The organism is Nakamurella alba (assembly GCF_009707545.1).
Lineage (GTDB): Bacteria > Actinomycetota > Actinomycetes > Mycobacteriales > Nakamurellaceae > Nakamurella > Nakamurella alba.
This window is the reverse complement of record NZ_WLYK01000028.1, coordinates 1-1,220: the sequence shown is the minus strand read 5'-3', so window position 1 is coordinate 1,220 and position 1,220 is coordinate 1. Positions and strand designations below refer to the sequence as shown.

The window sequence follows — 1,220 nt, the reverse complement described above, 5'->3', positions numbered from 1 at the left end:
GACGGGGCGAGTGTATCGGCGGGACGGGCTGGTATCGGCGGGTCCGGTCGATGGTGTGGCTGCCGTAGTAGCGGCCGTCGAGGAACACCGCGACCTGCTCACCGGTGCGGTAGACCACGGCGCTGCGACCGGCGTTGGGCCGGCCCACCCCGAGATGGACGCTGTCCACGTAGATCTGCCCGCGGACCGACACGGTGCTGCTGGTGACGTGCCCGGCCGGTGCGATGGGCCAGGCCGGAGGGACCGCCCGCGGCGCCGTGTCGAACACGTGCTGCGGGCGGTCCCCGCCCAGGCTCTGATGCCGCCGCTGGTTGTACCTGGCCCGGTAGATCTGCAGCAGCTCGGCCAGCGCCACCGGGTCCTCGGGCAGCACCCGGCGGGCCAGCCATCGCTGCGCGGTCTGGTGCAGCCGTTCGACCTTCCCACAGGTCTGCGGGTGCCGCGGAGTCGAGGTGATCGGTTCCACCCCGATCTGCCGCAGGTTCTCCTCCAGCTGCGAGGTCCACCCGCGCCGCGCTCCGGAGAAGGCACTTCCGTTGTCGGTCAACACTTTCCGCGGCACTCCATAGGTGGCGGTCGCGGTGGTGAACGCCGTCCACACGTCGTCACCGTTCTCCGAACGGGCCACGTGCATGCCCAGGTCCAACCGGGACCGGTCATCCAACAGATGGATGACCACGACCCTTCGACCACTGGGCAAGGGCACGTCGAACCCATCCATCTGCCACATCCCGTTGACCATCGAGCTCTGGAACCGGCGACCCGACGACCGTGGAGCCTTCGCCGGCGCCGGCACCACCTGGCCCCGCGCCATCAGGACCCGGTGGATGGTGGACACCGACGGCAGGACCGCTTCCGCCGGCCACAGCTCCAGGTGGTCCTCCAGATGCCACAGCACCGACAACGCACCGTGGTACTGGCCCTCGTCGTCCAGGATCTTGCGGACCCGCACCAGCACGTCCTCGGCAACCGGGTCCAGCAGCCGCCTGGTTCGTATGGGCCGGGTCGAGCGGCGCACCAACCCGGACACGCCCTCGGCCCGAAACCTGTTGACGTACTTGTAGAACGTCTGCCGGGACACACCTACATCCCGGCACAACGCCGCCACGTTCACCGAGTCCGGGTCCATGACAAACGCACCCACCGCAGCCGCCAACCGCGCATCCACCGACGTCTCCATCCCCGACCATCACCCGGCGGGCACCCGCCGAGCGCGATCG

Annotated in this window: 1 protein-coding gene; it reads right to left on the bottom strand. The window is 69.6% G+C overall.

What is annotated here, in order from left to right; translation table 11 throughout:
• The coding region (locus tag GIS00_RS26725) for a DDE-type integrase/transposase/recombinase (protein WP_322098500.1) at nt 1-1,081 on the bottom strand (1,081 nt) is incomplete at its 3' end.
• Nucleotides 1,082-1,220 lie beyond the last annotated feature (139 nt).